The sequence below is a fragment of the Coprobacter sp. genome, assembly GCF_982436375.1.
Map to the genome: position 1 here is coordinate 1 of NZ_CEWDCG010000140.1, position 8318 is coordinate 8318.

The 8318-nt window shown below is 41.8% G+C and carries 2 protein-coding genes; both read left to right on the forward strand.

Going from position 1 to position 8318, the window contains the following annotated elements:
• The first annotated feature begins 26 nt into the window (after window positions 1–26).
• Window positions 27–1598 (forward strand): tetratricopeptide repeat protein, encoded by a 1572-nt coding sequence (locus tag AC1WHX_RS08530; protein ID WP_122337687.1) that lies wholly within the window; start codon window positions 27–29, stop codon window positions 1596–1598.
• A 37-nt stretch (window positions 1599–1635) separates the two neighbouring features.
• The gene (locus AC1WHX_RS08535; protein WP_481229152.1) at window positions 1636–8247 is read left to right on the forward strand and encodes an RHS repeat-associated core domain-containing protein; all 6612 of its coding nucleotides are present in this window, start codon (window positions 1636–1638) and stop codon (window positions 8245–8247) included.
• Window positions 8248–8318 lie beyond the last annotated feature (71 nt).

Sequence of the window (8318 nt, forward strand, 5' to 3'; positions counted from 1 at the left end):
TATTATAACCAAGAGAATCCGATACCATGAAAAAAACAAAAAGAAGAGATTTTCTTAAACAATTCTTCTGGGGTAGCGCACTATTATATGTAAACCCCATAACGTTTTCTACATCAGGAAAAGCTATAACCGACAAGGCGAACAATCTACCGACCGATGAAATTACAAGGAAACAAGCTCTTACATATTTTTATAAAAAAGAATACAAAAACGCAGAAAATCTATTTAATAAATTAATCTCAGTCCATCCCGATAAAATAAGCTATTATGACGGTTTAAGAAAAGTATTGGGAGCTCAAAACAGAATATCGGATATTTGTGTTCTTTATGCTGAGGGTTTAAAAAAGAATCAGGACAATCCTGTATTCTACGATCGTTATGCACGGGCTTTAACCGCACTATCCGGAGGAAATAAAATTCAAAGGTCCAAATATGAACAAGAGACAGGCATCGACCCGGTCGATTACTCTTTAAAACTATATATAGAAGCCATCTCCAAATTCCCTGACAAACAATATTTGAAAACAGGATTATTGGACATTCAAAAGAAAATCGGAATATATACATCTTCCCGTTCTCGAGTTCCCATTCACCAGCCGGATACCGCAATTTTATCGAAAATTCCGGAACTTACATCGGAAATAAAAGAATCATGGGAACATAGCAGAACCTCGATAAAAAAGAATTCTCCTATCAATAAAGCCCGTCATATCGGAAAAACGGCCACTACTCCACCGAAAAAAAGAAGAGCAATGTTTTTCCCTGAAGAAGAACAACTTAGGGCAAAACAAATAACAGCCCACCTACAATGGGTAACAACGATAACATTATCAAACCTCCTCCAAAATCCTGTTTACAAAACTGTATATACCTATATTTCGACCTTATCTCCGAACTTAATAACAGATTCCTTGTTCGGAGAGATAAAAAAATACGCCAAACAATACAAATTACAAAAATTCCTCATCGAACTGACCCAAAACAGATACAACCGATCAAAAACTTTCTGGAGAACCATATCTTATGCAGACTCACTAAAACAAAATAAAGATACGGCATCCCAAGCATTTGTCTTATACCAAGAAGCCGAGAAAAAAAACAAAGCACTCCAACCTAAAAAAATAGGTGCGTTATATGGAGGTAAAGCCACTTGCCTTATACAAGAAAAGAAATACAGCAGTGCACGTGAAATATTGTTGCAAGGGATCGAACTGCTGAACGGGATAGGCGGTGTCGCTCGAGGACTCTCGATTCATTATGCCAAGACATATATATCTGAAGAGAACTATGAAGCAGCTGAAAATATTTTGAACTTAATACTGACAAAATGCCTAAAACATCGGCCGGATACCGAAGAATTCCCCGATGACCCGATCATCAAGTACATCTATCCCGATCCTTTTATAAATGAAGAAATATCATTCTACCATCGGTTGGACGATAAACAGCCGGTGCATACACAAGAAATACTTTCCGTTTATTATGCATTGGCCCGTCTTTATATAAAGAAAAATGATTCTGCCGGATACTCGAGAATCAAAAACAAGATAATCGCTCTGTCTCCTCAAGATCGATTTGTCAATAATAACCACATCTGATCGGCCGATATTTCGACAACCTTAATCTTCGATTATCATGAACCTCAACATATCAAAAATATTAGCATGCCTGTTACTGTCAATCTGGACATTTTGTTCGACAGCCCAGAACATAAAAATATCAGAAGTATTCTACGACACTCCTTATGAAGAAGATGATAACGACAGCATCAATGTAAGTCATAACGGAGAATTTATAGAGATCTGTAACCTCGAACCCTATGATGTAGATCTGTCAGGGTGGGGTATTCTCTCTAAATACAGATATGCACGACAATTTTCTTTCCAATTTCCAAAAGGCTCTATTCTCAAATCAGGAGAAACAGCCATTATATGCTACAAAGACTCCACAAAAGACCGAACATTTAAGCTTTCCGATCTATTTCCCGATATAAGTGCAGAGCAAGAATCCCAAATATTCTATCACGACAAATTCATACTCGCCAACAAAAGAGGCAGTGTCTATCTTAAGAATTCTCTTTTTTCTCTGGTTGACGAAGTCCATTATTTAGGAAATGCAAAGAGTTGGGACAAAAAATTCACTCCCTATCGTAATGTATCCCAAGTTCAAGCCAATAACGGGTACAGCAGAGATTATCTGAAATCTATACAACTAAACCATAATTATTACGCCGACTCCCCTACTCCGTTTTATGCCGACCATAAAGCCATTCAAGCCGGAATATGGGGACACGAATTGCCGGAAAGCGGAGAAGATTACTTTACGCCCCTACCTGTCGAAGGAAAAGAGACGACAGGTATTCCACTCAATTATCAAGTATCGCCATCGGGCATAATGGAATATAATATTCCCATATCGGCAACTTCCGGGAGAAATGGCTTCCAACCCGACCTATCGTTCAACTACCAAAGCATATACCGTTATAATAATATGGGTACAGGGTGGTCTATCGGAGGCCTGTCCTCTATTGCCAGAACAAACAAATGCATTTATTATGACGGAGAAAACAGAGCTATTTCGAGAGGAAAAGACTGTTCTTTCTCTTTAGACGGAATACGACTGATAAAAACAGAAGAAAACGAAAACGAAATCTATTTCCGCACCGTCTCCGGTAATATCAGAGTAACCGGATACGTGAACAACGGAGATATAGAACGTTTCAAGGTCTTCTTTCCGGACGGAATAATCGGAGACTACGAAACGCCCAACGGACCGGAAAGCCGGATAGAATATCCGATCGTTCGAAAAACAAGTATCAGGGGAGACATCATGGATTTCGAATACATCACATTCGGCAACATGTTATTCATTTCAAAAATATCATACGGAAAAAATAAAGATCTCGATCATTTCGCATTCATTCAATTCGACTATATCAACGGAGAATCACGATTCGATTTTAAAATGGGGAGCAAGTTTACGCTCGGGAAAAAACTGACCAAGGTAACTTCCCGTTTCAAAAACCACATCCGTGCCGAATACAAACTGGAATATGGCAATGACCGGAAACTGACATCCATTCATAGCACGATCGACGGAAAAGAGCTCATCCCAATCCGTTTCAGATATGAGTACAATAATAATACAAATACACTGGAACAACGAAATATAGGGTCTTCTCATAACGATCCTTCCGCAGAAATCATAAGCGGGCATTTCTTGAAAAATTCCATGACAGAAGGGTTTCTTGTCTATTCCAAACCTCACGGACAAATATTTGTCTTTACTCACGGTGATACTCGGGAAATAAAAAAAATAGAAATACCGGGAAACAGCCACAGTAAAGTAGAACAAATATTGACCGGAGATGTTAATGGCGACGGCACAGATGAAGTCATCCTCATACGCTCCTATAACAAATCAAAAAAAGACATATATGTAATCCATATTTACGATCTGTTCACAATGCAAGGAGACAAAGTGTTAGAAGCTTTCAGTTATAAGAGAGACCCGATACAGAAAAAACCTGTTTTCTTACCAGGAGACTTTAACGGTGACGGAAAAACAGAAATAATCGAACGGGTAATCGACGCTTCTACGGGATATTACAATATGTATGCCCATACCGGATCGGGATATCAAGTCGCTACCGGAAATTATCCGATCAACGAGTCCTTTACCGGACAACGATTTTATACCGCCGACCTCGACGGTGACGGTAAGCACGAGATTATCATATCCGGAGACAATTTCACATCGGTTTGCAATTATATAAAGGGGAATGACGGAAAATTTTATTTCACCGAGCGTACCCGCACCTCAAGGTCATTAGGTGACGGATGTTCTTTCAGCGACTATAACGGTGATGGATGTGCCGACTTGCAACGAGCCGCATACACTCAAAAAAGATATAAGATATTTTGCAAAAAGCATAATACTTTTTTAGGTGAAACATTTACGTCCACCGATACCTCCATCCATGAATCCTGTTCGCAATGCCGATATGAAGGTATATCCGCAGGTACTTATATAACGGAAGACTTCCTCACCCGATTACCGGGAATTGCTTATCTTGCCGGAGATTTGTACACAGACGACAGCGCCGGCTCGCCCGTAATGAGCGTCAGCGGAAAAACATTTAATTCCCCGACCGAAGACATTCACCTTTTCTATTCGGTAGATATCGACTGCGACAATACCGCCGAAGTAATACATTGTTGCTATAAAGGCGGAATATTATATATCGAAGACAATAAACAAATCAACGTCTCCCCGAATTTCAGGATAACGACATTCAGCAACGGGCTGTACATTCTCGACGATTACCGCGTATTCAAATATACTCGCAAAAAAAACTTATCTCGGGAATCTCTTATTACAACGGTAATCGACAGTTACGGAAGAATCCTAAAAACCCGATATAAAAGCCTGTCCGAGATTTCGAGTACTACCGGATACAAAGAATATCCGCACCCCTTCACGGCATACCTTACTCACCAATACCTTCCGGTCGGACATGCAATAATGACATCCGACGAAAAGATTCATTCATCATTTGAGTATCAATACGGACATGGAGTCTTTCATAAAGAAGGATTGGGATTCCTCGGATTCAGTTCATTCCGTGCAATCGATTTGCTAAGGGGCGATGAAGAAATTCAGGACAACGACATGTCCGACTATATAAATGCGCTTTCTCAAGGAAGATATCCGGTCGAGACACAAAATCGATCGTCCTTCATTTCCAATGAGCCTCAACACCAGAATATAGACCAGGCTTCCGTTTTTGTAATCGATGCAGATAAGACAATAAAGCCCGTATCTTCTACAAAAAAAATCTTCGACCGCATTACACGTATAACGGAAACACAGGAATTACTGAATTATAACGAAAACGAAGCTCCGGAACTGAAACGTGTCACACGACAGACCTCCACAAACGAAAGTATCGTCAGCGAAACGGAAATCGAATACACAAACCTTACGAAAGACGAATTCACCGCCTATAATCTACCTCGGGAACAAACGACAATACTTACCAGAATCTCAGAAAAAGATGTAACAGTTACCGAGTATAAATACAGTCCGGAAGGAAATGTCATCAAAGAATCCGTAACCCGAAACGGAGAACAGGAAAGATTGACCGAAACCGCCTATGATGCCTACTCGAACAAAGTCTCCGAAGAGACCCGGCATTTCACCGGATCAGCGAAAAAGACAGTATATTCCTATTCCGATGCCGACCGGCTATTGGCCGACCGGATAACAAAAACAATCGAAGACGGGACTGTTTACGACTCCGAGTCTTATGAATACGACCGGGAAAAACTTTTTTTGCTGAGCATGACGGATAATCTCGGGAAAAAGACCGTTTACCTGAATCATGACCTTTCCGGAGAACCTACCCTTGTCCTGCGTCCGGACAGTACCCGCACCGAAATATCCCGAATGTGGGTAGAGATAAACGGAGAGAATTTTATCAGGGAAACCGTCAGGGAGACCAACCTCCCCGCACAAACCTCTTACACCGATATTTTCGGGAATACGGTACGCGTCGAAAAAGAGGGAATAGAAAAAAGCGACACGATCATCACGCAATACAGGTATGATGACATCGGACGGTTACAGCACGAATCGACACCATATCGCAAAAATGATGAGATAAACTGGACTCAATACATATATGACCGTGCCGACCGGATAACCCGTATCATATATCCCGATCTGACGACAAAAACCATATCTTATCAAGGGAATATCACCCGAAGTACAGGAGGAGGAATAACCACCTCGCACACGACAGACCTGAACGGCGAAACAATGATAAGCGGTTTAAACGGGATCACGGTCCGTCACTTTTACAGGCCCGACGGACAACCCCGCATAAAGAGAGCGATTCCCGGAGGAACGGTACAATACGAATATGATGCCTTAGGACGGAGAACAAAACTTACCGATGCTTCGGCCGGTGAAACCCTCTGGGAATATAATCAGGAAGGACAGTTGTATAAAAAAACGAGAAACGGGAAATCGATTCTCTACCAATACGATTCGTTCGGACTGCTCTCCGAGATACAGACGCCCGAGTTTTCGATCTCCTGTTCATATCACCCGAAATCATTCCAACCGCTTTCGATCATATCTTCTACAGGCGACAAAAAAACATTCGTTTATGATGACCTGCAGAGACCTGTCGAAACCAAATGGGAACAAGACGGTCTGTTTTACCGAGAAAAATTCTCATACGGAAAAGACGGACTGATTCTATCCAAAGAACTTTCCGATAACCGGGGAATCATCGGCACTTTACTATACGAATACAGCGATAACTTTACCTTGACCGATATTCGGTTCTCTCTTCCTAACGGCAAAACCGAAGACCTATGGTCGCTCCATAAATGCAATGCGGCGGGACAAACCGAACGATACAGTACCGGATACTACATCCACCGGCAGGAATACGATTGCATGGAAAGACCGGTATTGGTAGAAACTACCAATGGGAAAAAAATAGTAAGGAGGGACAGCTACAAATACGATTCCTATACCGGACAGTTGATCGAAAAAAACATCCGAATACCCGAAACTTTCGAATACGATGGCTTTAATCAACTGCAAAGAGCCGCACTTTCAGGAAAAACAAAAGAATACCGATATGACAAGTTCGGCAACATAATATTCAAACCGGAAACGGGAAACATGTCTTATAACGGGGCAAATCCCTATGCTCTCACCGAAGCAGAAAACCCGGAAGGTTTGATTCCCGAACAGCAACTGTCGGTGTCGTACACCTCCTTCGACCGGCCCGACACACTGTCGATGGGAAATAAGCGACTGATATTCCGGTACGGGCCGGACTGCTTCCGATCCTCGTCAAGACTGTATATAGATGACGTACTGACCGAAGAGAACAAATATCTTGCCGAAGGCATCTATCAAAAACATGTACGCACCGATACCGGAAACGAGAAAATCTATGTATATTTGGACGGAACGCCCTATACCGCAACGAATGTGCTGGAGATCGATCTGGCGAACAGAGGTTCTTACCAGATATTCCGGCTGTTTCGCGACCATCTCGGCAGCATAATACAAGCTCGTGGAAACACGGCAATAGGCACATATTATTATGACCCGTGGGGGAAATTGCGCGATTCAGAGTTCGGAGACATTTCTCCTGCAGGAGAAGAAGCCCCGCTTCTGTTCGGACGAGGATTCTCCGGACATGAGCATATCCGCGAGTTCGGGCTTATCAACATGAACGCTCGGCTCTATGATCCGCTTACCGGACGCTTTCTCTCTCCCGACCCGTATATATCCGATCCGGACAATCCGTTGGCATACAACCGATATGCCTATGCATTGAACAATCCCATACAATTCAACGATCCGTCGGGAGAATTTTTGGGAATAGCCATAGGTCTCAATATCGGTCTAATGATGGGTAAAGCCTATTGTGATGGCGTTAAAGCCAATCACGGCAAGTTGAATCCGTTTAAATGGGATTGGAAAAGAACGAACATTACCGTAAGTGCGGGGTATAATACCTCGGGAAAAATATCCGGCGATATCGGCATGGGATTCAACAACAACTATATGATAAATGCCGGTTGGGATAACGGTGTTTCTGTGGGATATACATTGAACGGTGAAAGCCGTATGGCTATCATTGCTCCAAAACCGGAACAATCAGAGCGTAATGAAAGATGGCTTCAAGAAATACGCTTCATGAAATCCGACATGGAAACAGCCGCCGTAGCATTGGTGATCCCACAGTCAGGATACGGGGCAATAGCAGGATTAGCGAAAAAACCGATTTTAGGATACGGGCTTGCGAGTATAGGAGTTGCCTATGGTGTTGTATCTGTTGCAGAAGAAATCATAGAACGCCAAACCCGTACCTATGTAACTTATGTTTTAAGTCGACCGGACGGAATGAAATATGTTGGAAGAGCCAGTGGAAACGGAGATCCTTATAAAGTAATGATGAACAGATATTATCATCATCAATATAGACGAAGTTTGGGTTATGGAAATCCCCAATTAGACTGTGCGGCATTTGGACCTGACGGACAAGATGCTATACGAGGAAGAGAACAACAGTTAATCGATCATTACGGAGGAATAGGCTCTCCCTATTTAGGGAATTCTATTCGAGCTGTTTCTAAATATAATCTTAGAGGAAGACATTTTCATCGTCAATCAAACAAATATTTTGGACAATTAGCGCCTTATTCCGGATATTGAAAACAAAAACAAAAACAAAAACAATATACAACTAAAAATATAAAAAAATGAAAGAACTGACTTTATTAGAA